This window comes from Bradyrhizobium murdochi, from assembly GCF_000472965.1.
In the GTDB taxonomy this organism is placed as follows: domain Bacteria; phylum Pseudomonadota; class Alphaproteobacteria; order Rhizobiales; family Xanthobacteraceae; genus Bradyrhizobium; species Bradyrhizobium murdochi.
In genome coordinates this window covers 646,549-671,975 of the sequence record NZ_AXAU01000002.1, presented here as the reverse complement: position 1 = coordinate 671,975, position 25,427 = coordinate 646,549, and the positions used below count along the sequence as shown (strand labels likewise).

The window sequence follows — 25,427 nt, the reverse complement described above, 5'->3', positions numbered from 1 at the left end:
TCCGGGTCTCTCATTTCTGCATATGCTTCATATGCGCAGGCTTTGCGCCCTTCGTATCCTTTGCAGGTGGTTTCGTATTGGCCGGTCCCTGTCGTGCGGGCTCACTCGACGGCGCCTCGACTTCCCAGGCGACGGTGCCTTTCGGAAACTTGTACGGACTTGGATCCCTGTAGTCGTCGCGCGCGAGCCCCTCGCGGATCTTCATCACCGTGAACATGCCGCCCATTTCGATCGGGCCGAACTGTCCGGTGCCGGTCATCATCGGAAGCGTGTTGTCGGGCGCCGGCATTTCCATGTCGCCCATCGCCATGCCGGTCGAACCCATCACCATGGCGTCGGGCGCGAGCTTGCCGACGGCTTTCGCAAGATCCCGCTTCGACACGCCGATCAGGTTCTTCACGTCGTGTCCCATGGCGTTCATGGTGTGATGCGACTTGTGGCAGTGGAATGCCCAGTCGCCGGGATTGTCGGCGAGCACATCGAATGCGCGGATGGCCCCGACGGGCACGTCAATGGTCGTTTCAGGCCATTGGGCGCTTTCAGGCACCCAGCCCCCGTCCGTGCAACTCACCGAGAAGTTATGGCCGTGCAGATGGATCGGATGGTTGGTCATGGTGAGATTGCCCATGCGCACGCGGACACGGTCGCCAAGGCGAACCGGCAGCGGATCGATGCCGGGAAAGACGCGGGAATTCCACGTCCACATGTTGAAGTCGGTCATCTCGTTGACCTTTGGCAGGTAAGTGCCGGGGTCGATCAGATAGCTCGACATCACAAAGACGAAGTCGCGATCGACCGGCCGGAACGACGGATCGCGCGGGTGCACGACGAACATGCCCATCATGCCCATTGCCATCTGCACCATCTCGTCCGAATGCGGGTGGTACATGAAGGTGCCACTGTGCCTTAGCTGGAACTCGTAGACGAAGGTTTTGCCGGGCGGGATGTGCGGCTGCGTGACCCCGCCAACGCCGTCCATGCCGGACGGCAGGATCATGCCGTGCCAGTGCACGGTGGTGTGCTCGGGCAGTTTGTTGGTGACAAAGATGCGCACCTTGTCGTCCTCGACCGCCTCGATGGTCGGTCCCGGCGCCTGGCCGTTATAGCCCCACAGATTGGCTTTCATGCCTTCGGCGAATTCGCGCACCACGGGCTCAGCGACAAGGTGAAATTCCTTCCAGTCGCCGTTCATGCGCCATGGCAGCGTCCAGCCGTTGAGCGTGACGACGGGCCGGTAGTCGGGACCCGACGTCGGATGCAGCGGCGGCTGCATCACCGCCTTGTCCATCGTCGGCGCTTCTGGGATAGCGGCCGCCTGCACGCGGCCGGTGACGGCGCTGGCGCCGACGAGGGCGGCGGTGCCAAGAAATCCTCTGCGTGAGAACATCGTTCTCTCCTTTTAGTGCCCGACGCCTGCGGCTGGCGCCGCCGCGGCGGTGGTCGTTGGAGTTTCCCTTGCGGCCTCCGAGCCGCCGCCATTGACGGCGGTCTGCAGGTCGGATTGCGCCAGCCAGAACGCGCGCTTGGCGTTGATTGCCGCGCGCAAGGAGGCGAGGCGCTGGCGCGCTTCGGTCAAAAGCGCGAACACATCGATCTGCATCGAGGAGAAGCGAAGCTGCATCTCCTCGGTGATGATCTGACGCAGCGGCAGGATCTCGCGCTGGTAGTGGCTGGCGATGTCGTATGCCGAGCGGTAGACACGGTAGGCGTCGCGCGCTTCCGAGCGGACGTTGACGGCCCTTTCGGTGAGCAGGTTGAAGCCCTGGTTGTACCTCTCCGCGGCCTGACGGACCCGCACCTCGCCGCCGTCAAAGATCGGGATCTGGAACTCGATGTCAAAGCCGCGCTCCCGGATGGGCGGTCCCTCGTCCTCGCGGCTCCGCTTGGATACCCCGGCGAGATCGAGCAGCGTGACGAAGCGGGTTGCCTGGGTTAGGCCGAGCGATTTTTCGAGCGCCGCGAGTTCCATGCGTGCGATCTGCAGATCGATGCGGTGGCCGACCGCGTCGGCTTCGATACTGGGAAGCGAGCGCGGCCGCCGCGGCAACGTCGGCAGGCGGTTGGGCAGGCGGAAATCGAGATCCTCGCCCCACAGGCCCATCAGGCGCGTGAGCTGTTCGCGGGCGCTGGTCGCCTCCTGCCGCGCGGTGGCGAGGTCAGCGGTAGTTTCAGCGTAAAACACCTGCTCGCGGGCCTGGTCGAGCTTGTTCAGCGAGCCGGTCTCGCCGCGCTTTTTCGCCAATTGCGCCGTGCTCTCGGCGGTCGATTTCGCATCGGTGAGGAGGCCGACCATCTCGTTGGCCGCGACTGATCGGAAATAGGTGCGCCGAACCTGGGCGGCGAGCCGCAGCGTTTCCAGCGCGGCGCGGAGCTGCGCCTGACGAAAGCGTTCGCGCGCAATTTCGGAGCGGAACGGCAAGGTGGCGAGCGCCAGAATGTCGCCGACCACCTGACGCTCGATTTCATAGCTGCCATTGCCCGAGATGCGGGAAATCGCAAAGACCGGATTCGGCGGCAGGCTTTGTTCGATGAGATCGGTCTCCGCCAGCGCGAGCTCATTATAGGCGGCCTGCAGGCCCTTGTTGCTCAACAGCGCGACCTGCACGGCAGTATCGACCGTGAGCGGCCGGCGAAGCAGGCGGCGCACGACGCCGCCGGTCCGCTCGGCACCGTCGGCCGAGCGCACGAAGGCGACATCCTTGCCGATGGTCTGGCTGGCGACGTCGGACACGACGGTCATGCCGGAGTCCGGCGAGAACGATGCGCATCCGGAAAGGCCCACGCCCGTTGACAGCAGCAGGGGCGATGGCCGGCGTACGCCACATGAAGCTAATGCGCATGGCTGTTCCCGCGTTGTTTGGGCGTGACACTCTCATTGCGCTCGCGCCAGGGCGCGGGCGTCGACGGGCGCAAGGACGTGTACGGCGCAATCGTCGAGCGATAACGGACGCTGGCGACTCTGGCCGCAGGATCGGCGGGATCGGCGCTGGCCAGGCGCGTCGTCGCGGGCGTGCAGCCGGCTGCACCGATGGCCAAGGCGACGACGGCTCCGCGAATCGCCGACTTGAAGATGGAATGGCATCCGCCCGCCGAACCTACGGCGGCGAACCACGCCCCAAACTGCGCAGACATCAAATGAATCCCTGATCTCTGATGAACCACAGGCAGCCGCGCCGACGCGCGCCGCTACCCACTTAGGTTACCTCGGATCAGGCGATGGGAGGACGGTAGTGGAACGGGGGCGCCTCACCCGGCAGGCGCCAGGAATTCTCGGAGACGCAAAGCGAGGTCGGCTGCAAGGGTTTTACAACCGTCGGCAGATCGGCCGCGATGCCGGAGACACAGAGCATGGCGCAGCACGGTCCCGGTGAGGACTTGTGGTGTCCATGCTTGGCTGGCTCATGCGCGGTGTTGCCCGCATCGGTGTCATGGCTTTCATGGTCGTGATGATGCTCATGCGCGCTCGCATGCTCGGAGTGATCATGCGTATGTGTGGCGGCGACCGGCTGAACCACGATCACCAGGCATGACGCAGCGTCGCCGAGCGCCAGTGCAACGCCGGGCGCCAGCACGCAAAGCAGATAGAGCAGGGCGACAAACCACCCCGCTTTGACGCGCTTCCGTCTGGTCAGGCGAACGAACATGGTGGCAAACTATCCCCAATCGCCGATTCCGCCAAGCGCGGACGCCGTCCCCATCACAACTGCATGCCTAACATCGCGGCATTGTGGCTTGACCTTCGGCCATTTGACCCCGAAGTTCCGGCTGCCGTGGTGATTTCTTCTGAGCTTTCCCGAGATTCCGACCTGTTCGTTCCCGATTCGCGCCGGGCGTGGATCCGGCTTGCCGTGGCCGTGCTGATCGGCTCGCTCGGCAGCGTCGGCATGTGGTCGGTGGTGGTCGCGCTGCCCGTGGTGCAGACGGAGTTTGCCGCGAGCCGCGGCACCGCGTCGCTGGCCTTTACCATGGTGATGCTCGGGTTCGGTTCCGGCGGGGTGCTGACCGGCAAGATCACCGACCGCTACGGCATCGTCACAGCGATCGGGCTCGGCATCGGCATTTTGGGCCTCGGCTATGTCGTCGCGGGAATGTCGACCTCGATCTGGCACTTTATCTTGGTGCATTTCGCCATCGGGCTGTCGTCGTCCGCCACCTTCGGGCCGCTGATGGCGGAAGCCTCGCACTGGTTCGACCGTTATCGGGGGCTCGCGGTCGCGATTGCCGCCAGTGGCAATTACATCGGCGGCACGATCTGGCCGCCGCTGGTGAATTTCGGCATCGAGCAGCTCGGCTGGCGCACCAGTCATATCGCGATCGGCATCTTCACGGCGGTAGCGATGACGCTGGCGCTGATCGGCTTGCGCATGCTGATGGGCGCGGGAGGCCAGCGCGACCACGACAACGCGGCGCCGCCGCGCGTCGATCTAAAACTCTCCACCAACGCGCTGACCGCGATCCTGTCGCTGGCCGGCATCGCCTGCTGCGTGGCGATGTCGATGCCGCAGGTGCACATCGTCGCCTATTGCGGCGACCTCGGCTATGGCGTGGCGCGCGGCGCCGAGATGCTGTCGCTGATGCTGGGCTTTGGCATCATCAGCCGGATCGGAAGCGGCTTTCTCGCCGACAAGATCGGCGGCATCCGCACGCTTTTGATCGGGTCGTTCGCGCAGGGCACGGCGCTGTTGTTCTACCTGTTCTTCGATAGCCTGACCTCACTCTATATTATCTCGGCGATGTTCGGCCTGTTCCAGGGCGGCATCGTGCCGAGTTACGCGATCATCGTGCGCGAGGCGATGCCGGCCTCCGAAGCGGCGACCCGCGTCGGCATCGTGATCTTTGCTTCCGTGTTCGGCATGTCGTTTGGCGGCTGGATCTCGGGCGCGATCTTCGACGCCACAGGCTCCTACGGCGCCGCGTTCGCCAATGGGCTGGCGTGGAACGCGCTCAACATCGCGATCATGCTGCTGCTGCTGATGCGTGCGCGGCAACGGCTGGCGATGGCGTAAGCATAGGTAATTCGGTCCAGGTCTCTAGCTGGCGTTGCTGACGCGTGCTGCCGGGACAATCGCGTGAGATCTGGATTGCACCGTCCCTCATGATGCTCTGGCACCGGAGCAAGAGCTAGCCGTTGCGTCGCCGGAGCGCTCGACCTGTATCGGCGGACAGGGCACTGAACCATAGGAGCAGAATACGCAGCAGTCGCCCGGCTTCGGCCGCAGCCTCGCCCCGCAGCCGGTACATTCATAAAAGAACCGGCAGGCATCGGTCGGCATAGCTTCCGATTTAGCGGTCGCGCAGTGCGGGCAAGTGATAATGGATTCGAGGATCATATCATGTTCCTAAAGCATGTAGCCGATATCCGAGGCTCCGGTCGGATAGATGAACATCGCCGATTTGAGATCAGCGGCGGTGAGATTGTGCCGGATCGCTAGAGCAAACAGATTAATGACTTCGTCCGCATGCGGTCCGACGACGTGCGCGCCGATAATGTGTCCGCTATCTTCATCGACAAGCGTCTTGTACCCGTAAACGGACTCGGCAATGCGACGGGCTGTGTACCAATCGGGCACCTTCGCGGACTTCATGCGCAGTTTCGGGGTTTGCGCGCGGGCGGCGCTTTCCGAAAGCCCCACGGCGGCGATCGGCGGCAGCGTGAAGGCAACACTCGGCACGCCCCGATAGTCCGCCTTGTGGCGAGTGCCTTCCAAAATATTGTCAGCGACGACCTTGGCATCGTGGCTCGACACCGGCGTCAGCGGCGGCCCCTTCGCCGCGGCATCTCCCGCTGCATAGACGATCGGGTTGGAGACGCTTTGCAGGAAATCGTTGAGTTTAAGTCGCCCACCTGCGACAGCGACATTGGCGGCTGACAGATTGAGTGCTGCGATGTCCGGCACGCGCCCCGCGGCGTGTACTACGAGATCGGCGCTCGCAACCGCTTCGCCGTGCGGTGTCTGCTTATGCACGCGGTATTCATCGCCCGTCCGTTCTATCGCCGTCACCGCGTTTCCGGTTCGCACGTCCACGCCGATTTCGGCAAACTTATCCATCAGCCAACCAACTACCTCGGCGTCGAAGGTCGGCAGCATTCGCGCCGAGCGCTGCAGGACGGCCACATTGGCGCCCGCACGCGCCGCGATATGAGAGAATTCGGCGGCGATGTAACCGCCGCCGACCATTACGATCCGGCCGGGAAAATGCTCAAGCTCCATGAATGCGTCGCTGGTCGTGAGATGTCCAGCGCCGGGGAACCCGAGGACGGCTGGCCGCGCGCCGCTTGCAATCAAGATATGACGGCCTTGGAGAATATGATCATTCACCGCGACGCGATCGGGGCCGGTGAAGCGAGCCACGCCATGAAACCCATCAATGCCCTGCTTGGCGAAATCCTCCTCGCGCCTTCTCGGTACGGGTTCGGTGAAGGTCCGTTTGAAAGCGATGAGGTCTTTCCATTCGATGCGCAGGTCCCCAGTGACGCCGTGACTTCGCATCCGGCGCGCGAGATCGATCCCCTCAGCCCCGCTGACTAGCACCTTCTTGGGATCACAGCCGCGCAGCGCGCAGGTGCCGCCGAACGGACGATGATCGATCACCGCCACCGAGCGTCCCGCTCTGCGGACACGACGCGCCGCCACCTGTGCGGCCGTTCCGGTGCCAATGACGATGAGATCATAGGAGCCCATGCGTCACCCTTGGCGAATCCGCCGCTGGTGATAAGGAGAGCGGTAGCTTGCACCGCGCGCCTATCCCTTGGGAGCGGACGGATAGCCTGCATTTGTGGTGGCGGCGGTCAGCGCATTCACGCTGGTCTTCGCATCGTCGAACGTGACGATCGCCGTCTTGTCCTTGTAGGACACGGCGACCTTGGCCACGCCCGGCACCGCTGCAAGGCTTGCTTTGACGGTGTGAGGACACGCCGCGCAATACATGTTCTTGACCGCAAGCCTGACCGTCCTCTCGGCAGCGAACGCGGTGGACGATCCGAGCAGGCAGAAGACGAATGCAGCGGATATGAGTTTGTTCATTGAGGACCTTCCATTCATGCGTTGAGAAGCGGTGGCACAAGGAGGTCGAAGCCGAGTGCAGCAACGACCAGGATCGTCGCCACCACGAGCGCGGCCTTGACCAGCTGGTTTGGCAAGGGGCGGGCGCAGGCTTCGCCCTCGGCGCAGGTACGTTTCGAGGTGCGGTGGACCAGCCAATAGCCGGTTCCGAGAAAGAGCACTGTCGCTGCGAGGAAGTAGGGTTGATACGGCGCAAGCTGTGTGAAATTGCCGATCCACGCACCGCTGACGCCGAGACTGAACAGAACCATCGGCAGGATGCAACAGGACGACGCGGCGAGCGCGCCCAGCAGACCGCCTGTGGCCATCAGCGCTTGTCCGCGCCCTGGGTCGGCGGCGATATGCTCTTCCTTGATCTTCATGCTAACAAGCCTACATCCTGTAGCGACTACAGGATCAAGGGGTTTTCCATGAGTGCGATCACGGCTGCGCGAGCCGAAAAGCTAACAATCGGCAAGCTGTCGCAGCTTACCGGCGTAAACATCGAAACCATCCGCTACTATGAAAAAATCAAGGTGCTTCCGGTCCCCTCGCGCGCGGAAAACGGGCGTCGCGTGTACGGCCCGATGGAAGGGCGCATTCTTGCTTTCGTGCGGCGCTCTCGCGAGTTGGGATTTTCGCTCGACGAGGTCCGCGCCTTGCTCCGCCTCGGTGGTCCTGAAAAAGCCTCGTGTCGTGAAGTCCGGGAGATCGCTGCCCATCACCTCGATGACATCCGCGCAAAGATCGCCGACCTCCGCAAGCTGGAACGCTTGCTGACCAAAACCGTCGCCCAATGCACCGGCACCGCAGCGCCGAAGTGTCCGGTATTGGAGATCCTCGATATCCAGCGTTCCAGATAAGTGCTCGGCGGTGGCTTGAGTCTTATGCCGCCTGGCCGGTCTTCAACAGCGAGCAGCCGGTAATCTTCAGGCTGCCGTCCGGCTGCTGCTCCAGCGTGTACATCGCTTCCCAGGCTTCGCCCTTGTCGTCGACGATATGGACGCGCTGCGCAATCCGGCCATTGGCTGAACGCGCCTCGCCGAATTCGAAACTCTTGTGGCGATAGACGGGCGCGTAGCCTTGCCGGACCATCTGCATGAAGATGTCGGCTTGCGGAAAGATCTGCCTGATCTCGGGCGCGGCATGGGAATAGGCGGCCGCGGCGTCGTCGCGAATGAACGCCTGCTCCTGCGCGCGGATCACGCTCTGGGCAGTAGCGACGTCGTCGGCGAGGGCAGGGGTGCCCAACCCGATCAGGAATGCGAGAACCAGAGCAAGAGCGCGCATGTAAAATGCCTCGGACTGGCGGTGCTTGCCACGGTACAGACAAGTGGAAATTTATACCCGCCGGCACGCGGGCGGAAGTACTATTCGCGTAAGCGTCAGGCAAGATGAGGAACAAGCCAAGGCAGTTATCGTTTCTCAATTATCGTTTCACTCGGGAGGGACACCCGATGGCACTCGCACGCGGAAACATTGGCGGTTATGAGTTCGACCGCATGGTGCTGCTGTTTTCCATGATGGACGGCCCGAGGGAAATACCGTGCGCGGTCAGCGCCTCCGCGATGGATGAGCTGGAACATGCCTCGCGCACGGCGACCAGCCAGCGCGAAGAACAATTCCTTCGGCTGCGCGACCGCATCGAACAATGCGCGTCGCGCAAGTTCGAAGCGGGGGAGTTCGAGGGGACCCCGCCCGGCATCATCCTGCGCAGCATCGATTTTCGCGGCTAGCTCTATTGCTGACCTGCTCCAGGCAATGTCGTCGCCGCGATGGCAGGCCGCCTAGTGCGAATGCAAGTCCAGGAACGGCGTGTCATTCGCGCTGACATAGAAGATGACCACCTTGGTCGGCTCGGTGGAGCTGCGGTTATAGCCGGTCATGGGCACGTTCGGCGGTTCGACCATCGCTTCGCCGGCCTTGACGTTAAGCGGTGGACGGCCTTCGAGTTCGAGCGTGAAGGCGCCTTCGAGGACGTAGACCGTCACCGGAAAGCGATGGGTGTGATACACGGTCTTGTCGCCAGGCTTGAACGTTGCGGTCATCACCCGCACGGTTTGCTTGTCATCCTTTGGCAATCCCTCGACGACCTGTTGCAGCACCATATTCGGCTTGGCGATACTCGGCGCGGGCGCTCCTTGCGGCTGCGCCGATGCGGGATTGTCGAGGCCAGCGCCGAGGCCGGTGAGAAGGAAAAATGCCGGGATGAAATGGCTGCGCATGTTTTCGCTCCTTGTGTCGATCAGGGACCGCGCGGGTGTTTTCGGCGCGAAGAAGCCTACGGGCCGCTGCCTTGCCGCGGGAGCCGCAAGATTGCGAAACCCCGCCGCAGAAGTGCATAATGGGCGAATGTTCGACTGGAACGATCTGAAATACTTTCTCGCGGTGGCGCGTCACGGCAGCACGATCGCGGCCGGCAAGGCGCTCGGCACCAGCCAATCGACGGTGCATCGCCGCCTCGAAGAACTCGAACGCAGACTGGGGCGGGCCCTGGTGACGCGGCAGAACACCGGCTATCGCCTGACCGAATACGGCAACACGCTCTTGAAATATGCCGAGCGCATCGAGGCGGCGGTCGATGATTTCCAAAGGCGGGCAACCGACCTCGAGCAGGAGCTAAAGGGCGTGATCCGCGTCACCTGCCCCGAGCCGATCGTCTATCGCATGACCCAGTCGACGTTGATCGACCGTTTCCATGCCCGTTACCCGCAGCTTCGCGTCGAGTTTATCACCAGCGACCGCTATCTTGATTTGTCGAGGGGCGAAGTGGATGTTGCGTTTCGCTCAGGCGATACCGACGATGAGCTGGTGGGCCGCAAGATCGCCGACTCGGTCTGGGCGGTGTATGCCAGCCATGGATACATTGAGCGCCACGGCAAGCCCGAACGAACCGAGGATCTGTCGCGTCACCTTCTCGTCGGTTTCGATGAGACGCTCGCCAACCACCGCGCCGCCAAGTGGCTCAAGGAAGTGGCGCCCGGCGCCCCCATGCCGGTGCGCAACAACAGCGTGCTCGGGCTGGTCTCGGCCGTGAAATCCGGCGTCGGCCTCGGTCCGCTGCCGACGGCGCTCGGCGATGCGGAGCCGGATCTGGTCCGCGTTCTCGGGCCCGTCCCTGAATTGACCCGAAGCTGGCGGCTCCTGGCCCACCCGGATATCAGGCGCGTCCCGCGCATCGCGGCGTTCTTCGACTTCATCGTGGAAGAACGCGACTCGTTGAAATCGATCCTGACAGGATGAGAGGCGGGCAGCCCGCGCCTACTTGCCCTGAAACACCGCAGCGCGACGCTCGATGAAGGATTGAATGCCCTCGCGCGCATCGGAGCTGTTGAGCACGCGCTCGCGGATTTTTGGAATGTAGGCGATGGCCGCCGCCTCGCCGTGCTCGACATATTGAAGGGCCGCTTCCTTGGTGACCTGAATGCCGAGCGGCGCATTGCCGGCAATGATCTTGGCGAGCGCCATCGCCCGCTCGATTTGCTGGCCGGCCGGCACCACCTCCTGGACCAGCCCGATCTCACGGGCGCGCGTTGCGGTGAATTCGTCGCACAGGAACAAATGATACATCGCGTTGCCCCAGCCGCTGCGCGACAGGAAGCGGAAATGCGCACCTCCAAGCGGGGCGATGCCGCGCCTGGATTCCATCTGGCAGAAGCGGGCGTCGTCGGCGGCGACGACGATGTCGCCCGCCAGCATCAGCTCGATGCCGATGGTGAAGACGATGCCTTGCACCGCTGACACGATCGGCTTCTTGCAGCGCTTCTGCAGGCCGAAGACGTCGACATTGCCCTCCCTAAAATTCCGCTTCTCGGCGTTGGGGCCGAAGAATTTCGGCATGTCGAGGCCGGCGGTGAAATCCTTGCCTTCGGCGCAGATCACGCCGACCCAATAGTTGTCGTTATTGTGGAGCTCGGTCAGCGCGTCCGACAATTGCTCCATCATCGCGGGCGAGAACGCGTTCTTCTTGGCGGGATTGTCGATGATGATCTTGAAGATGCGATCGTGGATTTCGGTGCGGATTGTTCCTTCGCTCATGGTCTTCTCCATCCTGATTGCTCTCAAAATGCGGTGCGACGCGCGCGTGTTTATCGCTCGTATTTGACGGCGAGTGCAGTGCGGATTGCCGTGGCGCGTTCCGGTGAAAAATGCGATGCGCCATGTTCGAGCAGGTCGAGGAACGACAGCACGCCGCCGCGCGAACCCCAGCTTCCTTCCTCGATGATACGGAAATTGATCCACCAGCCTGGCGAGGGTGTCTTCATTCCACAGGCGTCCGCAAGCGCGGCATGGATGTTGCGGATGACGGTGGCGCGATCCTCGCGCGTCCAGCAGCAGTCCATCACCACGACGTCGAGCACCATCACGTCGCTGGGCTTGTCCGAGAGCAATTCCCCGCCGTGCGCGATCATGTCGAGCGGGCGCTCGACGAAATGGACCTGATAGCCGCGGCGCGCTTCAGGCGTCAGCTTGCCGACCTCCGGCACGAGGACGGCGTCCGTCAGCGTCTTGGCCAGCACCCGCCGCTGATCGGCGTTCAACCGTCCCTGCGGCGTCATCACATGGATAAACGTCATCGCGCGCTTCCTTCTGCCTTGGCTTTTACCGACTATGACGCGTGGCATAGTTCAGATCGGGCTGGCTATGTCAAGTGTCATATTCTAGGATGAACTGTCCAGCCGACGAGGATCTCCGATGACGTCAGATACCCGCACAAAAATGGTGGCAGGGGCCGCCGACCTGATGAGCCGCCGCGGCGTCAACGCCACCAGCATGCGCGAGGTGGTCCGCCACACCGACACGCCGCGCGGCTCGATCGGCCATCATTTTCCGCGCGGCAAGCAGCAACTGATCGAGGACGCGGTAGTCTTTGCCGGCAAACAGGTCAGCAGGCCGCTGGAGCACCTGACGCAGTCGCGCGGCGCGATTGCGGGTCTGCGTACCTTCATCGCGCTGTGGCGTCAGACCCTGGAGAAGTCGAAATTCCAGGCCGGCTGCCCGGTGCTCGCCGTCGCGGTCGAGCAGTATGTCAATGACGCGACGGATAAGGACGGCGCGCCGGACGAAGCCGCGCAGCGGCATCTGCTCGACCTTGCCGAGGGCGTATTTGCCGATTGGCAGCGCATCATGTTCACGGCGCTGCGCCGCGAGGGCGTGGCGCCCGCGCGCGCCCGGCGGCTCGCCGCGCTCGTCATCGCCTCGACCGAGGGAACGGTCGCGATGTGCCGCGCCGCGCGCAGCGCCCAGCCGCTGGACGATGTCAGGCAGGAGCTGGAGCTGGTGCTGTCGAGCGCCCTGGGGAAGTGAAGCAGACCGGCGCGGTGCAGCTCAGGCGGATGCCGCCAGCGCCTGCCGCATCTCAGCAGGCGTGGCCGGCTCCGCGCCGTGCTCGCGCACCAGGCGCACGGCCTCTTCGACCAGTTCGAGATTGCTCACGGTGGTGCCGAGCGGCGCATCTTCGAGGCCGACGCGAATATGGCCGCCGCGTGCGATCGTATCGGTGAACAGCGGGCGCAGATCGGCGCTGACGCCCGCAATCATCCAGGGCGCGCCGGGCGCTTCCTCCTCCAATAGCGCATGGTAGGCCGCAAGCGCATATGGCTTGGGTGGAAGGCCGACCGCGATCAGATCGCAGAACATCAGGCGATAGATCGGCGCCTTGACGCCGGCCGCGCGCGCGAGCGCTGCGCCGGCACGCAAAAAGCCGGGCTCGTAGATCGCAAAATCGGTATGCAGGCCGTGGCGTGCTGCGAAATCGAGCGCATACCGGATCTGGGATTCCGGATTCATGTAGGTGCCGCCAGGCTGTGTGTCCGCCGTGATTTTTGTCAGGCTCAGATTGACGCTGCCGGGGTCGATGACGGCAAAATCCAGGAGGCCGCGCGCGGCAAGCTCTTCGATGTCGGCAAATCGGTCCTCCGCGTCGGCGAGTGGGCTGTCGTCACTGCCTGTGGTTATGAAGGCCGGATAGGAGGGGTAGACCGGCACATCGACCTGGTTGCAAATGCCTTCAATGATGCGGGCATAGACCTGCCAGTCGTAGGTCTGCGGGCCGCCGCCATCATAGGCGTGGACGTGAACGATGGTAGCGCCGGCATGCGCGCAGGCGACGCCCTCGGCGATGATGGTCTCGACGGTATCAGGAATGCCGGGTTGGAGCGCGCGGCCCCACGAGCCGTTCAGGGCCGCTTCGATCCAGACTTTGCGCACGGTATCGCCCTCCTGAAGATCCAGTTCTTCTATCTATAGGGCGTGTACTCGTAAACGAGCGATGTGCGATTTCTGAGGCCAGGCAGACGCTACCTTTGGGCTCTGGCGAATGCCTGCAAATGATCCGACACGGACGTATGCGGTGACGAATATTATGCCGAGCGCATTCGCTCAATCAGACCGTAGATATCTCCGAGTACGTAGAGGTCGCGAACCTTGCCGCTGTCGAATGTGAAGATCGGCATACCGGTCCACCATACATGGCGGCCGCTCGGAGCCACCCCGAACACCTCCTGACGATGGTAGCCGTGAAAGCGCATCTTGCCGCTTACGCGATTGCCTTCCTCAATCAGAACCAGCATGTCCGTCGTGTAGTTGGCAAAGGCGGTTGTTACCCAATCCACGTATTCGGCGAATTGGCCATGCCCGACTAGCGAAGGACCTAGAGAGCCACGAAACGTGAAGTTCGGATGGAAAATGGAGGGGATTAGACTTTTGTCAGCACGATCCCACATCTCCTTGTAGAATATGCGCACCAGCTCTTTTTGAGGTGAAAGGACAACGCCGTCCAAGTTTAACACTGGCTCATCCATGAACCCCTCCTTGGGCCGAGACCTAATTGTGTCCGAGTATTGAAAGCCAAAGCCTATCGTTGCAAGTAGCGGATTGATGAGGGCGCAGCCTTGGCTTCTCAAAACGTCGGCGGCGTGCAGGCGCTTATCACCTCGCACGGTTTGCCTCCGACACAACGGAAGCGGTGTGGCCGGCGGCTTTCGAAATAATAGGCATCGCCGGGATCGAGGATGCGGCGCTCGTCGTCGACCGTCACCTCCAGCCGGCCGCTCACGACGATGCCGCCTTCCTCGCCGTCATGCGTCAGCGGTACCCGGCCGGTGTCGCTGCCCGGCTCGTAGCGTTCTTTGAGGATCTGCAACGCGCGGCCGAACAGATTGTCACCGACCTGGCGGTAGGAGATCGGCTGCTTGCCGATTTCGGTCAGCTCGTCGGAGCGGTAGAACGCCTTGCGCGGCCGCTCCGGCTCGATCGCGAAGAATTCGGCAAGCCCCATCGGCAGGCCGTCGAGGATGCGCTTCAGCGCGCCGACGGACGGGTTCATCTGGTTCGATTCGATCAGCGAGATCGTCGAATTGGTCACGCCGGAGCGTTTTGCCAGCTCGCGCTGCGACAGCTTGTGGCGGGCTCGGACGAAACGGAGTCGCCCACCGATATCGACGCTCATCGGAAATCCCTGTTGCAGGTGTTTCGGATCGAACAAATATGCCCTGACCGGGCTAGCAAAATCAATGGGTTGCAGGAGTGCAGAAAAGGACTTGTTGTGGCTTCCCGAGCGTGGCCCGGTGCTCCCTTGAGCTGCCAGCAAAGGAGCTAGACCGTGACCCTTCATCAGAAGCCGAACACCCTGCAGACCGACTCGTTCTGGATGCCTTTCACGGCCAACCGGCAGTTCAAGAAAACGCCCCGCCTGTTCGCCTCCGCCGAGGGCATGCATTACACCACCGTCGATGGCCGCAAGGTGATCGACGGCTCCGCCGGCCTCTGGTGCGTCAATGCCGGCCATGGCCGCCGCCAGATTGCCGCCGCCGTCGAGCGGCAATTGATGAACCTCGACTTCGCGCCCTCGTTCAACATGGGCCATCCGCTGGCGTTCGACTTTGCCGAGCGGCTCACCGAGATCGCGCCGAAGGGACTGGATCGCGTCTTCTTCACCAATTCGGGTTCGGAATCGGTCGATACCGCGCTGAAGATCGCGCTGGCCTATCAACGCGCCATCGGGCAGGGCACGCGGACGCGCTTGATCGGCCGCGAGCGAGGCTATCACGGCGTCGGCTTCGGCGGCATGTCGGTCGGCGGCATGGTGGCCAACCGCCGCGCGTTCGCCACCCATCTGCCCGGCGTCGATCACATCCGTCACACCCACGATCTCGCCCGCAACGCCTTTGCGAAGGATCAGCCGGAGCATGGTGCCGAGCTCGCCGACGATCTCGAGCGGATGGTGGCGCTGCATGGCGCCGACACCATCGCCGCCGTCATCGTCGAGCCGGTGCCGGGCTCGACCGCCGTGCTGCCGCCGCCGAAGGGCTATTTGAAGCGCCTGCGCGAGATCGCCGACAAGCACGGCATCCTGCTCATCTTCGATGAGGTCATCACCGGCTTCGGCCGCCTCGGCACGCCGTTTGCGGCTGATTATTTCGGCGTCACGCCTGACATGATGACGACCGCCAAGGGCATCACCAACGGCACCGTGCCCTGCGGTGCAGTGTTTGCCAGCCGCAAGATTCACGACGGGCTGATGACCGGCCCCGAGGGCACGATCGAGCTGTTCCACGGCTACACCTATTCGGCGCACCCGACCGCCTGCGCCGCTGGCTTGGCGACGCTCGACATCTACAAGGACGAGGGGCTGTTGACGCGCGGCGCGTCGCTGGCCGAATACTGGCGCGATGCGCTGCACTCGCTCAAAGGCCTGCCCAATGTGATCGACATCCGAAATGTCGGCCTGATGGGCGCGGTCGAGCTTTCGCCGCGCAGCGACGGCGTCGGCGCGCGAGGCTATGACGTGATGGTGGATTGCTTCAATCGCGGGCTTTATTTGCGCATGAGCGGCGATTCTTTTGCGATGTCGCCGCCCCTGATCGTCGAGAAGAGCCATATCGACGACATGGTTTCGATCCTGGGCGACGCGATCAAGCGTGTGGCCTGATCCTTGCTCTGAAGAATATAGAGCGGCCGCGGCGTGCGACGCCGCGGCAGATGCGTGAGGAATCGTGAAAGTCATCGTTCTCGGCAGTGGCGTGATCGGCGTCACCACAGCCTATTATCTGGCGCGCGCCGGCCACGAAGTCGTCGTCGTCGACCGCCAGGCTGAGCCTGCACAGGAAACCAGTTTTGCCAATGCCGGCGAGGTCTCGCCCGGCTATTCCTCGCCCTGGGCCGGCCCCGGCGTGCCGGTGAAGGCGATCAAGTGGCTATTGATGCGGCACGGGCCGCTGGTGATCTGGCCGAAGCTCGATCCTGTCATGTGGATCTGGGGGCTGAAGATGCTGCGCAACTGCACGGCAGAGCGCTACGCGGTCAACAAGAGCCGGATGATCCCGATCGCCGAATACAGCCGCGATTCCTTGCGCGCGCTGCGCGCCGAGATCGGCATCACGTATGACGAGCGCAGCCGCGGCACGCTGCAGCTCTTCCGCAAGCAGAAGCAGCTCGACTCGACCGGCGACGACATCGCGGTGCTCAAGCAATATGGCGTGCCGTACGAGCTTTTGGATCGCACCGGCTGCATCGGTGCGGAACCGGCGCTCGCGGCCGTGAAGGAAAAATTCGTCGGCGGGTTACGATTGCCGCAGGACGAGACCGGCGATTGCCACATGTTCACGCAGGCGCTCGCCAGGGAAGCAGCAAAGCTCGGGGTGCAGTTCAAGTTCAATACCACGATCGAGCGGCTGGTCGCGGAAGGCGGCAAGATTACCGGCGTCGTCACCAGCGCGGGGTTGTTGCAGGCCGATGCCTATGTCGCTGCGCTCGGAAGCTGGTCGCCGCGGTTGCTCAAACCTCTGGGTGTTTTTGTCCCGGTCTATCCGGTGAAGGGCTATTCGATCACGGTCCCCATTATCGATCCCGACGGGGCGCCGGTGTCGACCGTGATGGACGAGAGCTACAAGGTCGCGATCACGCGGCTGGGTGACCGCATCCGCGTCGGCGGCACCGCGGAAATTTCCGGCTATTCGAATACGCTCGATGCGGCGCGGCGGGCGACGCTCGATCACTCGCTGACCGACATGTTTCCGCGCGGCGGCGATTTGAGCAAGGCGAGCTTCTGGTGCGGCCTGCGCCCGATGACGCCGGATGGACCGCCGGTGATCGGCGCGACGCGCTACGGCAATTTGCATCTCAACACCGGCCACGGCACGCTCGGCTGGACCATGGCGTGCGGCTCGGGGAGGGTGCTGGCGGATCTGATCTCGGGACGAAAGCCGGATATCGACGTGAGCGAGCTCAGCGTGAGCCGGTACGATCACAGATTTGGCTAGCACTGTCATTCCGGGATGGTGCGTAAGCACCCGACCTCAGGTGCGCAATTGCGCACCGGGGAATCTCGAGATTCTCAGGTGCGCAATTGCGCACCATAGTTCGATGCTTCGCATTGCCCCGGAATGACGCTGGCGCGTCACCCCGCTACCGTCCGCTTCAATCCTTCTCGGGAGGATCAAAGGCGCGAATCGGAGGCAGTGTGCCCGAATACTTCTCGCACTCGACCACCGTCACCTGACCGCAGCAACCTTGCGCCAGCCGTGATGTGCCGATGTCGCGGGTGAGCACGTTCGGGTTGCCGTGAACGCAGAGCGGATGTTCTGCTGTGCCGGCTTGCGGGTCGTACCAGGCGCCGGTGGACAATTGCGCCACGCCGGGCATGACGTCGTCTGAAACGGCGGCGGCGGCCAGACACGCGCCCCGATCATTGAACAGGCGGACGATGTCGCCATTGGCGATGCCGCGGCGCGTCGCATCGACGGGGTTGAGACGGACGGCTTCCCGGCCGGCAACTTTTTTGGACTGGCTGTAGGCACCGAAGTCGAGCTGGCTGTGCAGCCGGGTCGCCGGCTGGTTGGCGATCATCGTCAACGGGTGGCGCTGATCCGGCAGTTCGGTCGACGGCAGCCATGCCGGGTGGGGCGGGCAATCGTCGTAATCGAAGCCTGCGATGGTTTTCGAATAGATCTCGATCTTGCCGCTTGGCGTCGGCAGCTTGTTCTTGACGGGATCGTTGCGGAAGGCGCGCAGAAAGCCGCCATCATCGGGGGCCGGTGGCAGCGCGAGTTCGCCGCGCCGCCAGAATTCGTCGAAGTCAGGCGCATCCCAACCGGCATCGGCAAGCGCCCGCCGCGTCGGCTCGTAAAGATGGGCCAGCCATTGCCTGGTATCGCGTCCTTCCGTGAAGGCCTGTTCGACGCCCAATCGCCGCGACAGCGCGGCAAAAATATCGAAATCGTCGCGTGCTTCGCCGATCGGGTCCACGGCCTTGCGCATCGCGACCAGCCTTGGATCGGTGCCGGCGGCGCCGATATCGTCGCGCTCCAGCGTCATGGTCGCCGGCAGCACGATGTCGGCAAACTTCGCCATCGGCGTCCAGGCGCTCTCGTGCACGACAATGGTTTGCGGGACATTGAAGGCCCGTCGTAGCCGATTGATATCCTGGTGATGATGGAAGGGGTTGCCGCCCGCCCAGTAGACCAGCTTGATATCGGGATACCGCATCGTGCGGCCGTTGTATTCGAACGGTTGTCCCGGATTGAGGAGCATGTCGGCGACACGCGCGACCGGGATGAACTCGGCCGTGCCGTTCTTGCCTTGCGACAACGTCGGGATTGGAACCGCATTGAGACGGCGGCCGGTGTGGCCGAGCGCACCGAGCGCGTAATTATATCCGCCGCCGGGCAGGCCGATCTGGCCCAGCATGGCCGCGAGCACCGCGCCCATCCACACCGGCTGCTCGCCATATTGCGCCCGCTGCAGGGAATGCGAGACCGTGATCAAGGTACGTCCGCGCGGCAGCCGGCGGGCGATGTCGACGATGGTGCCGGCCGGAACGCCGGTAATGTCGGCCGCCCATGCCGGGTCCTTCGGCGTATGGTCGTCGCGGCCGAGCAGATAGCGTTCGAAGATGTCGAAGCCGGTGCAATAGCGCGCGACAAAGCCGCTGTCCCACAGATCCTCGACGAGGAGCGTGTGCGCGAGCGCCAGCATCAGTGCGACGTCGGTGCCGACCTTGATCGGCATCCACCGGGCGCCGGCCGCTTCCGGCATGTCGTCGCGCAAGGGAGCGATGCCGTAGAAGACGGCGCCGCGGCGCGCGGCCCTTTGCATCGCGTCGCGCTCGATGTGCCGGCTGATGCCGCCGCTTGCGACGTCCGAGTTTTTCAGCGCCATGCCGCCGAAGGCCAGCACAGTATCGGTGTGCTCGGCGATCTGATCCCACGTCACGTTGTGGCGCGAGATGCCTTCGAAGCCGCCGAGGACGTGCGGCAGGATCACGGCCGAGGCACCGGCGCTATAGCTGTTCACCGAACGCACATAGCCGCCGAACGCGGTGTTCAGGAAGCGATGAACCTGGCTCTGCGCATGGTGAAAACGTCCGGCGCTGGCCCAGCCATAGGAGCCGCCATAGACCGCGGCGGCGCCATGTTCGGTTCGGATCCGCGCCAGTTCGCCTGCGAGCAGGTCGAGCACTTCGTCCCAGGGGCACGCGACGAATTTCTGGTCGAACGTGCGCGGAGCGGGTGCGCTTCGCTCCAACCATGCCTTGCGCACCATCGGCCGCAGGATGCGGGCCTTGTGGCGCATCGCCGTGGTGAAATTCTGCAACATCGGGGAGGGCGCCGGATCGTGCTCGTACGGCTTGATATCCAGCGTCGCGCCGTTCCACCGCGCCGCGAAGGCGCCCCAATGCGCGCTGTGTGGGCTCCAATCCTCTCGGGCTTGATCCATCCGTTGTTCCAGAATGTTCATGACGCCTGCGTCACGCAATTCACCCACAGCACGACCGCTTTCGCATCTTTCGCGGGATTTGAGAAGCGGTGCGGCCTGCGGCTGGCAAAGCGAAAACTGTCCCCCCGCTTGAGCGACCAGGTTTCGGCGTCGACCGTCAGCGTCATCTCGCCTTCCAGCACCAGTCCCGCCTCCTCGCCATCATGGGTGTAAAGCTCGTCGCCGGTGTTGCCGCCGGGATCCATGTGCACCAGAAACAGATTGAGGCGGTTTTCGGTACCGGCCGGGCTCAGCAATTGTTTTGAAATGCCGGTGCGCCACAGTTTGAGTTCGGCGCGCTGCATTTCGCGCGTCACCACGCCGCCGGATGCCGCCGCGTCGTTCGGCTGCGAGCCGAACAGCGCGGCGATACCGACGCCAAGCACGTCGGCCAGCGTTGCCAGCACGCGGAGCGAAGGCGACGACAGCCCGCGCTCGATCTGGCTGAGAAAGCCGATCGACAGACCGGTCTTCGCCGCAATCGTCTCAAGCGAGAGCTTGTGTTCGCGGCGCAGGTCGCGGATGCGGCGGCCGACCGCAAGGTCCATCGCCGGCTCGGCCGGCCTGGCGCTGGCCTTCGCCCTCGACCTGGCCGTCGCCTTTCCGGCGGCCCTTGCTTTGGCCTTGAACGCCGGTTTCTTTATTCGCTTGCCGCCGCTCACGTCAGACCGCTTCCTTCATGTGCATGAAAATCGCTTGCAAACCGCATGGAAGTGTGGCCACAATTTCATATTGGTGAAAATAGGCCTGAATGGCGTTGCCCGCAACTCTTTGGTCTGATGCGGGCGGGCCCGGGCGGGGGTGCAGTTTCAGGAGGTGGTTCGATGGCTCTGAAGCGTCTCGTTCAGGCCGCGGTAGCGGCCTTGGTTCTCACAGCCGCAATGCCGGCATCCGCGCAAAAGGTGCTGAAAGTGGGCTCGACGCCGACCGGCGTACCCTTCACCTTCCTCGACACCAAGACCAACAGCATTCAGGGCATCATGGTCGATCTCATCACCGAGATCGGCAAGGACGCCGGCTTCCAGGTGCAGATCGAGCCGATGCAGTTCTCGACCCTGATTGCCTCGCTCACCTCGAACAAGATCGACATCATCTCGGCGGCGATGTTCGTCACCCCGGCGCGTAAGGAAGTGATCGATTTTTCCGAGCCGTTCTACAGCTACGGCGAGGGCCTCCTGGTGCCGAAGAGCGACACGAAGACCTACACCAAGCAGGACGATCTGAAAGGCGAAGTGGTCGGCGCGCAGGTTGGCACGGCGTTCGTCGATGCGCTGAAGAAGTCGGGCTTGTTCAGCGAGGTCAAGGCCTACGACACCATTCCCGATATTCTGCGCGACGTGAATGCAGGCCGCCTCAAAGCCGGCTTCGCCGATTATCCGATCCTCGCCTATAACCTGAAGCAAGGCGGCTTCCCCGAGGCGCGCATTGTCGAGAGCTACAAGCCGGCGACTGTCGGTTCTGTCGGCATCGGCGTCCGCAAGGGCGATACCGAGTTGCTCGCCAAGATCAACGCTTCGCTTGCAAAACTGAAGGCGAACGGCACGGTCGAAAAGATCCTCGATAAATGGGGCCTCAAGGCGCAGGGTGCCTGATGCAGGCGTTCTGGCGCGACGCGACCGAGTTCCTGCCGATCCTGATGAGCGGCGTGGCGCTGACGGTCATCGTCACCATCGGCTCGCTGTTGCTGTCGACCGCGCTCGGCCTGGTCTGGGCCTTGATGCGGGTATCCGGCATCGGCATTTTCTCAGGGTTCAGCGCCGGGCTGATCAACGTGATCCGCGGCATCCCGATCATCGTCATGCTGTTCTATCTCTACTTCGTGATGCCCGAACTCGGCCTCACGCTGACGGCGCTGGAGGCGGCGATCTTAGGGCTAGGCATCGCCTATTCGGCCTATCAGGCGGAGAATTTCCGCGCCGGCATCGAGGCGATCGACAAGGGGCAGATCGAGGCGGCGCAGGCGATCGGGATGGGCTGGTGGCAGACCATGCGCCGCGTGGTGTTGCCGCAAGCGATCAAGATCGTGCTGCCGCCCTACGGTAACATCATGATCATGATGCTGAAGGATTCGTCGCAAGCTTCCACCATCACGGTCGCCGAGCTCGCGCTGCAGGGCAAGCTGATCGCGTCCTCCACCTTCAAGAATACCAGCGTGTTCACGCTTGTGGCGTTGATGTATCTCACCATGAGCATCCCGCTCATTCTGCTGGTTCGTCACTTCGAAAAGCGCGCGGGCCACAAATGATCGAACTCACCAACGTTCACAAGAGTTTTGGCAAGGTCGAGGTGCTCAAGGGCATCACGGCTTCCGTTGAGAAGGGCGAGGTGGTCTGCGTCATCGGCCCCTCAGGCTCCGGGAAATCCACCATCCTGCGCTGCATCAACGGGCTGGAGAGCTATGACAGCGGCGACATCCTTGTCGAAGGCGCGCGGGTCGACCGCAACGCGCCCTCGATCGTAGCGATCCGGACGCAAGTGTCGATGGTGTTCCAGCGCTTCAATTTGTTTCCGCACCGTACCGCGCTCGAAAACGTCATCGAGGGGCCGGTCTATGTGAAGAAGGAGCCGCGCGCCGAAGCGCTGGAGCGCGGCCGCGCGCTACTGGCGCAGGTAGGGCTTGCCGAGAAGGCCGACAGCTATCCGCCGCAACTCTCGGGGGGCCAGCAGCAGCGCGTCGCGATTGCCCGCGCGCTTGCGATGCAGCCGAAGGCGATCCTGTTCGACGAGCCGACTTCGGCGCTCGATCCCGAACTGGTCGGCGACGTGCTCTCGGTGATGCGCAGGCTTGCCGACGACGGCATGACCATGGTCGTCGTCACCCACGAGATGGGGTTTGCTGGGGATGTCGCCGACCGCGTGCTGTTCATCGATGGCGGCGTGATCGTCGAGCAGGGGCCTGCGAAGTCCGTGCTCAATCAACCGCAGCATGCGCGCACGCAGGATTTTTTGCGTCGCGTGCTGCATCCGCTCTGAGTTCGCCAGCATGAATGCGCCGATCCGACTACCGCTGCCGCCAAGTCTCTACGCCGATACGGCGGTCGCTCCGGCACCGACGCCGCCGCTCGATGGAGACAAGGACGTTGCGGTCGCAATCATCGGCGGCGGTTTCACCGGGCTGTCCACCGCATTGCATCTGGCCGAGCGGGGCGTGAATGCGATCGTGCTGGAAGCGCAACAGCCGGGCTGGGGCGCCTCGGGCAACAATGGCGGTCAGGTCAATCCAGGCCTCAAGCACGACCCCGACCAGATCGAGGCCGATTTCGGCGCCGAGCTCGGCGGCCGCATGATCGCGTTCGCCTACGGCACCACCAACTACACGTTCGACCTGATCCGCCGCTACCAGATTCCCTGCGAAGCAAGGCAGAACGGTACGCTGCGCGCAGCCTATAACGAGGCGAGCGCCGGGGAAATCGAAACCACGGCAAAGCAGTGCATCCGGCGCGGCATGCCGGTGACGCTCTTGAACCGCGAGCAGATGCGGGAGACCACCGGCACCGACCGCTATCTCTGCGCCATGCTGGACAATCGCGGTGGCGACCTGCATCCGCTGAGCTATGCGCGCGGGTTGGCGCGCGCCGCGATCGCGGCCGGCGCAGCCGTCCATGGCGAGACGCCGGTGCTCTCCTTGTCGCGTGAAGGCGCGCATTGGCGCGTTGAGACGCCGCGCGGGATCGTGCGCGCCAAAAAAGTGCTGCTGGCAACCAACGGATTCACGGACGATCTGTGGCCGGGCCTGCGCCGCACCATCGTGCCGGTGTTTTCATCGATTGCGGCCACCGCGCCGTTATCCGAGGAGGTCGCGCGCGAAATCATGCCGACGCGCTCGGTGCTGTACGAGAGCGGCCACATCACGGTGTATTACCGGATCGATGCGCAGAATCGTTTGTTGATGGGCGGACGCGGGCCGATGCGCTGGATCAGCAAGCCTGGCGATGTCGCCTATCTCATCCGCTATGCCGAACGGCTGTGGCCGCGGCTGAAAGGCGTGACCTGGACGCACGGCTGGAATAGCCGGCTCGCGATCACGCCCGATCACTATCCCCACGTGCATGAGCCGGCAGAGAACCTTCTGATCTCGCTCGGCTGCAACGGCCGCGGCGTCGCGCTCTCGACCGCGATGGGCGCGCAACTTGCGCGCCGTCTCGTCGGAGGCAGAGATGCCGTGATCGATATGCCGATTTCAGGCATCAAGCCGATGGCGATGCACGCGTTCTGGCCGCTCGGTGTCACAGCTGCGGTGCTGGCGGGCAGGGTGCGGGACGGGCTGGGGCTGTGACGCCGCGGTCGCGCAGCCTACGACCAGCTACCAGCGACCATCGCTCGCCCCCGGACGGAACCTTCCATGCCCGGCGAACGTTCGCCTGCGCAGGGCCTGTTTGGAGGAGGTTTAGATGCGCAAGCAGCTATTGTTATCGACTGGGATTATCTGCCTGATGCTGGCACCGGGGCTATCGTATGGCCAGGCCCCGGGTGGAAGAAGCGAGGAACCGAAACAGATGCAGCCTAGCGATCGTGGCAAGGGTGCTGCATCGCAGGAACGCGGCCCCGAGCGAGCGCAGGAACGCGCCAAGGGCGCGGAGAAGGGTACGGAACAGAAGGCTCAAGGCGCGCCGGGTCGTGAGGAAAGAGGAGCCGGTTCCCGGCAGGCCGGCGAGAAGGGCAAGGCTGCACCTGGGGCCGAGCGTCCAACGGCTGCGAGCGAAGACAGCAAGCGTGGCCGCGGCGATGACGCGAAGAGGGCCACGGAGCAAACCAAGGGCGCCCGCCCGGGCGATCGGGAGGCCGATCGCGGCCGCGATGCCAAGGAGAGCGCTAAGGACAGTGCCAAAGACAGAACCAAGGGCACCGCCGAGTCAGAAAAGACCAAGAGCGGAACAACGACATCCCAGAAGGAGCGCGAGGGCACAACCACCACGCAGAAGGAGCCGAGCCGCGATCAACAGGGCAGAACCTCGAAGGATGCGGCTGAGCAGAGCAAGGACCGGCCGGCGACCGCGACTGAAACCACGCGCACGCAGACCCAGACCACCCAGACGCAGGACCGCCAGCAGATCTCGACCGAGAAGCAGGTGCGCATCTCCGAGACGCTGACCCGCGAGCGTCTCGCGCCGCCGCAGCGCAATCTCAACATCTCGATCCGGGTAGGCGAGCGGCTCCCGCGCCATGTCCGGGTGCAACGGCTGCCGGCCACGATCGTCTCGATCGAGCCGCAGTACCGCGGTTACGATTACTTCACAACCGAGGAGGAAATCGTGATCGTCGAACCCCGCACGCAGCGGATCGTGAGCCATATCCCGCGTGACGCGTCGCGCATTCGCGCCGCCGCAGGCGGCGAGACCGCCGGCGGTGGGCGTGCGGCCGACGCGATGGCTCAGGCCGGCGGTGCGCCCTGCCGTATCATGCGCCGGGATACCGCGGGCAATGTTACCGAAGAGTCGCCTACGACGGTTGGTTCGACCGCACCGCAGGATTCGATCAGCGTCAGCGTTCGTGCGCCGGGCGGCGGTGGATCGACGAACCCGATTGCACTGGGCGCCTCGGAAGGACAGATCGTGGTCGCCATGCAAGGCGGCGAGTGCACGGTCACGATCGAACCGCAGACGCGGTAAGGACCGCTGGAGGATCACT

29 protein-coding genes are annotated in these 25,427 nt (G+C 63.6%); 12 read left to right on the top strand and 17 right to left on the bottom strand.

The annotated features are described in order from the left end of the window. Positions 1-10: 10 nt before the first annotated feature. The 4 genes from YUO_RS0110575 to YUO_RS0110560 all read right to left on the bottom strand — a co-directional run bounded on the left by YUO_RS0110575 (position 11) and on the right by YUO_RS0110560 (position 3,644). Positions 11-1,387, bottom strand: coding sequence for a multicopper oxidase family protein (locus YUO_RS0110575; RefSeq protein ID WP_028347224.1), 1,377 nt, complete (start codon positions 1,385-1,387; stop codon positions 11-13). Positions 1,388-1,399: 12 nt separating this feature from the next. Beyond that, positions 1,400-2,800 (bottom strand): TolC family protein, encoded by a 1,401-nt coding sequence (locus YUO_RS0110570; protein ID WP_028347223.1) that lies wholly within the window; start codon positions 2,798-2,800, stop codon positions 1,400-1,402. 29 nt (positions 2,801-2,829) lie between these two features. Then, positions 2,830-3,132, bottom strand: a complete 303-nt coding sequence (locus YUO_RS0110565) for a hypothetical protein (protein WP_028347222.1) — start codon at positions 3,130-3,132, stop codon at positions 2,830-2,832. Between the two features lie 77 nt (positions 3,133-3,209). Then, a complete protein-coding gene (locus tag YUO_RS0110560; RefSeq protein WP_028347221.1) occupies positions 3,210-3,644 on the bottom strand; it encodes a hypothetical protein in 435 nt (144 codons plus the stop codon). Positions 3,645-3,770: 126 nt separating this feature from the next. On the opposite strand from YUO_RS0110560, the gene YUO_RS0110555 reads away from it, so the two are divergent. Continuing rightward, positions 3,771-5,006, top strand: coding sequence for an MFS transporter (locus tag YUO_RS0110555; protein ID WP_051379376.1), 1,236 nt, complete (start codon positions 3,771-3,773; stop codon positions 5,004-5,006). An 87-nt stretch (positions 5,007-5,093) separates the two neighbouring features. Here the strand turns inward: YUO_RS0110555 and YUO_RS47695 are convergent, their stop codons facing one another. The 4 genes from YUO_RS47695 to YUO_RS0110540 are packed head-to-tail and all read right to left on the bottom strand — an operon-like array spanning position 5,094 to position 7,426. After that, positions 5,094-5,330 carry a GDCCVxC domain-containing (seleno)protein gene (locus YUO_RS47695; protein ID WP_156908569.1) on the bottom strand — a complete coding sequence of 79 codons (237 nt, stop codon included), beginning with the start codon at positions 5,328-5,330 and terminating at the stop codon, positions 5,094-5,096. A gap of 9 nt (positions 5,331-5,339) precedes the next feature. Further along, positions 5,340-6,683, bottom strand: a complete 1,344-nt coding sequence (locus tag YUO_RS0110550) for a dihydrolipoyl dehydrogenase family protein (RefSeq protein ID WP_028347219.1) — start codon at positions 6,681-6,683, stop codon at positions 5,340-5,342. A 60-nt stretch (positions 6,684-6,743) separates the two neighbouring features. Beyond that, on the bottom strand, positions 6,744-7,025 hold the full coding sequence (gene merP / locus YUO_RS0110545; protein ID WP_028347218.1) for a mercury resistance system periplasmic binding protein MerP: 282 nt from the start codon (positions 7,023-7,025) through the stop codon (positions 6,744-6,746). A 14-nt stretch (positions 7,026-7,039) separates the two neighbouring features. Then, positions 7,040-7,426 (bottom strand): mercuric transporter MerT family protein, encoded by a 387-nt coding sequence (locus YUO_RS0110540; RefSeq protein ID WP_028347217.1) that lies wholly within the window; start codon positions 7,424-7,426, stop codon positions 7,040-7,042. On the opposite strand from YUO_RS0110540, the gene YUO_RS0110535 reads away from it, so the two are divergent. Further along, positions 7,406-7,906 carry a MerR family transcriptional regulator gene (locus YUO_RS0110535; RefSeq protein ID WP_347335921.1) on the top strand — a complete coding sequence of 167 codons (501 nt, stop codon included), beginning with the start codon at positions 7,406-7,408 and terminating at the stop codon, positions 7,904-7,906. The two genes, YUO_RS0110540 and YUO_RS0110535, sit on opposite strands and share 21 nt — an antisense overlap. Before the next feature lie 22 nt (positions 7,907-7,928). Here YUO_RS0110535 and YUO_RS0110530 read toward each other — a convergent pair whose 3' ends face one another. Further along, complete coding sequence (locus YUO_RS0110530; protein WP_028347215.1) at positions 7,929-8,333, bottom strand: DUF4864 domain-containing protein; 405 nt, start codon at positions 8,331-8,333, stop codon at positions 7,929-7,931. A gap of 167 nt (positions 8,334-8,500) precedes the next feature. Here YUO_RS0110530 and YUO_RS0110525 point away from each other — a divergent pair, with 167 nt between their 5' ends. Next, the gene (locus YUO_RS0110525) at positions 8,501-8,779 is read left to right on the top strand and encodes a DUF1488 family protein (protein WP_028347214.1); all 279 of its coding nucleotides are present in this window, start codon (positions 8,501-8,503) and stop codon (positions 8,777-8,779) included. Between the two features lie 51 nt (positions 8,780-8,830). On the opposite strand, the gene YUO_RS43755 is transcribed toward YUO_RS0110525, so the two are convergent. Beyond that, the gene (locus tag YUO_RS43755; protein ID WP_051379360.1) at positions 8,831-9,268 is read right to left on the bottom strand and encodes a cupin domain-containing protein; all 438 of its coding nucleotides are present in this window, start codon (positions 9,266-9,268) and stop codon (positions 8,831-8,833) included. Here YUO_RS43755 and YUO_RS40430 point away from each other — a divergent pair. Further along, positions 9,267-10,286, top strand: coding sequence for a LysR family transcriptional regulator (locus YUO_RS40430; RefSeq protein ID WP_198028020.1), 1,020 nt, complete (start codon positions 9,267-9,269; stop codon positions 10,284-10,286). The genes YUO_RS43755 and YUO_RS40430 overlap by 2 nt on opposite strands. A gap of 18 nt (positions 10,287-10,304) precedes the next feature. Here the strand turns inward: YUO_RS40430 and YUO_RS0110510 are convergent, their stop codons facing one another. Further along, a complete protein-coding gene (locus YUO_RS0110510) occupies positions 10,305-11,081 on the bottom strand; it encodes a crotonase/enoyl-CoA hydratase family protein (RefSeq protein WP_156908568.1) in 777 nt (258 codons plus the stop codon). A 50-nt stretch (positions 11,082-11,131) separates the two neighbouring features. Continuing rightward, on the bottom strand, positions 11,132-11,620 hold the full coding sequence (locus tag YUO_RS0110505; RefSeq protein WP_028347212.1) for a tautomerase family protein: 489 nt from the start codon (positions 11,618-11,620) through the stop codon (positions 11,132-11,134). 118 nt (positions 11,621-11,738) lie between these two features. Between YUO_RS0110505 and YUO_RS0110500 the strand changes: the two genes are divergently transcribed. Then, positions 11,739-12,350, top strand: a complete 612-nt coding sequence (locus YUO_RS0110500) for a TetR/AcrR family transcriptional regulator (protein ID WP_028347211.1) — start codon at positions 11,739-11,741, stop codon at positions 12,348-12,350. 21 nt (positions 12,351-12,371) lie between these two features. Here YUO_RS0110500 and YUO_RS0110495 read toward each other — a convergent pair whose 3' ends face one another. The 3 genes from YUO_RS0110495 to YUO_RS0110485 form a co-directional block, all read right to left on the bottom strand. After that, on the bottom strand, positions 12,372-13,253 hold the full coding sequence (locus YUO_RS0110495; RefSeq protein WP_028347210.1) for a beta-keto acid cleavage family enzyme: 882 nt from the start codon (positions 13,251-13,253) through the stop codon (positions 12,372-12,374). A 152-nt stretch (positions 13,254-13,405) separates the two neighbouring features. After that, positions 13,406-13,846, bottom strand: a complete 441-nt coding sequence (locus YUO_RS0110490; protein WP_028347209.1) for an ester cyclase — start codon at positions 13,844-13,846, stop codon at positions 13,406-13,408. 98 nt (positions 13,847-13,944) lie between these two features. Next, entirely contained in the window at positions 13,945-14,493 is a 549-nt protein-coding gene (locus tag YUO_RS0110485) for a cupin domain-containing protein (protein ID WP_028347208.1), read from the bottom strand. 153 nt (positions 14,494-14,646) lie between these two features. Between YUO_RS0110485 and aptA the strand changes: the two genes are divergently transcribed. Together aptA and YUO_RS0110475 are read left to right on the top strand one after the other, a co-directional pair. After that, a complete protein-coding gene (gene aptA / locus YUO_RS0110480) occupies positions 14,647-15,975 on the top strand; it encodes an omega-aminotransferase AptA (RefSeq protein WP_028347207.1) in 1,329 nt (442 codons plus the stop codon). A gap of 64 nt (positions 15,976-16,039) precedes the next feature. After that, complete coding sequence (locus tag YUO_RS0110475; protein WP_028347206.1) at positions 16,040-17,305, top strand: D-amino acid dehydrogenase; 1,266 nt, start codon at positions 16,040-16,042, stop codon at positions 17,303-17,305. Between the two features lie 157 nt (positions 17,306-17,462). Here the strand turns inward: YUO_RS0110475 and YUO_RS0110470 are convergent, their stop codons facing one another. Together YUO_RS0110470 and YUO_RS0110465 are read right to left on the bottom strand one after the other, a co-directional pair. After that, the gene (locus YUO_RS0110470; protein ID WP_028347205.1) at positions 17,463-19,760 is read right to left on the bottom strand and encodes a molybdopterin-dependent oxidoreductase; all 2,298 of its coding nucleotides are present in this window, start codon (positions 19,758-19,760) and stop codon (positions 17,463-17,465) included. A 17-nt stretch (positions 19,761-19,777) separates the two neighbouring features. Next, complete coding sequence (locus YUO_RS0110465; RefSeq protein ID WP_028347204.1) at positions 19,778-20,461, bottom strand: cupin domain-containing protein; 684 nt, start codon at positions 20,459-20,461, stop codon at positions 19,778-19,780. 162 nt (positions 20,462-20,623) lie between these two features. Between YUO_RS0110465 and YUO_RS0110460 the strand changes: the two genes are divergently transcribed. From YUO_RS0110460 to YUO_RS0110440, 5 genes are all read left to right on the top strand, one after another. After that, a complete protein-coding gene (locus YUO_RS0110460) occupies positions 20,624-21,391 on the top strand; it encodes an ABC transporter substrate-binding protein (protein ID WP_083754544.1) in 768 nt (255 codons plus the stop codon). Continuing rightward, positions 21,391-22,044, top strand: a complete 654-nt coding sequence (locus YUO_RS0110455) for an amino acid ABC transporter permease (protein ID WP_028347202.1) — start codon at positions 21,391-21,393, stop codon at positions 22,042-22,044. The genes YUO_RS0110460 and YUO_RS0110455 overlap by 1 nt, the downstream gene beginning before the upstream one ends. Then, positions 22,041-22,772: an amino acid ABC transporter ATP-binding protein gene (locus YUO_RS0110450; protein WP_028347201.1), complete on the top strand. Its 732-nt coding sequence runs from the start codon at positions 22,041-22,043 to the stop codon at positions 22,770-22,772. The genes YUO_RS0110455 and YUO_RS0110450 overlap by 4 nt, the downstream gene beginning before the upstream one ends. Positions 22,773-22,782: 10 nt before the next feature. Further along, positions 22,783-24,075, top strand: a complete 1,293-nt coding sequence (locus YUO_RS0110445; RefSeq protein WP_028347200.1) for an NAD(P)/FAD-dependent oxidoreductase — start codon at positions 22,783-22,785, stop codon at positions 24,073-24,075. Positions 24,076-24,295: 220 nt separating this feature from the next. Further along, entirely contained in the window at positions 24,296-25,408 is a 1,113-nt protein-coding gene (locus YUO_RS0110440) for a DUF1236 domain-containing protein (protein ID WP_235782675.1), read from the top strand. Positions 25,409-25,427: the final 19 nt, after the last annotated feature.

What these genes read in the sequence shown, in the direction of transcription:
- YUO_RS0110575 (WP_028347224.1), bottom strand. Translation starts at nt 1,387, where the DNA reads ATGTTCTCACGCAGAGGATTTCTTGGCACCGCCGCCCTCGTCGGCGCC.
- YUO_RS0110565 (WP_028347222.1), bottom strand. Translation starts at nt 3,132, where the DNA reads ATGTCTGCGCAGTTTGGGGCGTGGTTCGCCGCCGTAGGTTCGGCGGGC.
- YUO_RS0110560 (WP_028347221.1), bottom strand. Translation starts at nt 3,644, where the DNA reads ATGTTCGTTCGCCTGACCAGACGGAAGCGCGTCAAAGCGGGGTGGTTT.
- YUO_RS47695 (WP_156908569.1), bottom strand. Translation starts at nt 5,330, where the DNA reads ATGATCCTCGAATCCATTATCACTTGCCCGCACTGCGCGACCGCTAAA.
- YUO_RS0110550 (WP_028347219.1), bottom strand. Translation starts at nt 6,683, where the DNA reads ATGGGCTCCTATGATCTCATCGTCATTGGCACCGGAACGGCCGCACAG.
- merP (WP_028347218.1), bottom strand. Translation starts at nt 7,025, where the DNA reads ATGAACAAACTCATATCCGCTGCATTCGTCTTCTGCCTGCTCGGATCG.
- YUO_RS0110535 (WP_347335921.1), top strand. Translation starts at nt 7,406, where the DNA reads ATGCTCTTCCTTGATCTTCATGCTAACAAGCCTACATCCTGTAGCGAC.
- YUO_RS0110540 (WP_028347217.1), bottom strand. Translation starts at nt 7,426, where the DNA reads ATGAAGATCAAGGAAGAGCATATCGCCGCCGACCCAGGGCGCGGACAA.
- YUO_RS0110530 (WP_028347215.1), bottom strand. Translation starts at nt 8,333, where the DNA reads ATGCGCGCTCTTGCTCTGGTTCTCGCATTCCTGATCGGGTTGGGCACC.
- YUO_RS0110525 (WP_028347214.1), top strand. Translation starts at nt 8,501, where the DNA reads ATGGCACTCGCACGCGGAAACATTGGCGGTTATGAGTTCGACCGCATG.
- YUO_RS40430 (WP_198028020.1), top strand. Translation starts at nt 9,267, where the DNA reads ATGTTTTCGCTCCTTGTGTCGATCAGGGACCGCGCGGGTGTTTTCGGC.
- YUO_RS43755 (WP_051379360.1), bottom strand. Translation starts at nt 9,268, where the DNA reads ATGCGCAGCCATTTCATCCCGGCATTTTTCCTTCTCACCGGCCTCGGC.
- YUO_RS0110510 (WP_156908568.1), bottom strand. Translation starts at nt 11,081, where the DNA reads ATGAGCGAAGGAACAATCCGCACCGAAATCCACGATCGCATCTTCAAG.
- YUO_RS0110505 (WP_028347212.1), bottom strand. Translation starts at nt 11,620, where the DNA reads ATGACGTTTATCCATGTGATGACGCCGCAGGGACGGTTGAACGCCGAT.
- YUO_RS0110500 (WP_028347211.1), top strand. Translation starts at nt 11,739, where the DNA reads ATGACGTCAGATACCCGCACAAAAATGGTGGCAGGGGCCGCCGACCTG.
- YUO_RS0110490 (WP_028347209.1), bottom strand. Translation starts at nt 13,846, where the DNA reads ATGGATGAGCCAGTGTTAAACTTGGACGGCGTTGTCCTTTCACCTCAA.
- YUO_RS0110485 (WP_028347208.1), bottom strand. Translation starts at nt 14,493, where the DNA reads ATGAGCGTCGATATCGGTGGGCGACTCCGTTTCGTCCGAGCCCGCCAC.
- YUO_RS0110470 (WP_028347205.1), bottom strand. Translation starts at nt 19,760, where the DNA reads ATGGATCAAGCCCGAGAGGATTGGAGCCCACACAGCGCGCATTGGGGC.
- YUO_RS0110460 (WP_083754544.1), top strand. Translation starts at nt 20,624, where the DNA reads ATGGCTCTGAAGCGTCTCGTTCAGGCCGCGGTAGCGGCCTTGGTTCTC.
- YUO_RS0110455 (WP_028347202.1), top strand. Translation starts at nt 21,391, where the DNA reads ATGCAGGCGTTCTGGCGCGACGCGACCGAGTTCCTGCCGATCCTGATG.
- YUO_RS0110450 (WP_028347201.1), top strand. Translation starts at nt 22,041, where the DNA reads ATGATCGAACTCACCAACGTTCACAAGAGTTTTGGCAAGGTCGAGGTG.
- YUO_RS0110445 (WP_028347200.1), top strand. Translation starts at nt 22,783, where the DNA reads ATGAATGCGCCGATCCGACTACCGCTGCCGCCAAGTCTCTACGCCGAT.
- YUO_RS0110440 (WP_235782675.1), top strand. Translation starts at nt 24,296, where the DNA reads ATGCAGCCTAGCGATCGTGGCAAGGGTGCTGCATCGCAGGAACGCGGC.